The organism is Halomonas sp. SIMBA_159 (genome assembly GCF_046536035.1).
Taxonomy (GTDB): Bacteria; Pseudomonadota; Gammaproteobacteria; order Pseudomonadales; family Halomonadaceae; genus Vreelandella; species Vreelandella venusta_A.
Genome location: NZ_JAWJBT010000889.1, coordinates 1 through 260, shown reverse-complemented (window position 1 = coordinate 260; position 260 = coordinate 1). Strand labels below are relative to the sequence as shown.

At 63.1% G+C, this 260-nt stretch carries 1 protein-coding gene; it reads right to left on the bottom strand.

What is annotated here, in order from left to right:
* Positions 1 to 260: ATP-binding protein (locus R0J87_RS21810; protein ID WP_498888919.1), on the bottom strand; the 260-nt coding region annotated here is incomplete at both ends.

Here is a 260-nt window from a genome sequence, read left to right as displayed (position 1 = left end):
GGTCAGGGAAGTAATGGCGGCGGTTTCCAGCGCTTCCTCGACATCCATCTCCGGCAGCAAATCGCACAACCGCGAGGCCAGCATGGTCTTGCCGGTACCGGGCGGGCCGACAAACAACAAATTGTGACCGCCTGCCGCGGCGATCTCCAGCGCCCTTTTGCCCTGCTGCTGACCTATGATGTCCTGCATGTCGCGGCCATTGACCATCGGCACTGCCTGACCGGGCGCGCGACAATGCAGCGACAGCGCTTCCTGACCAC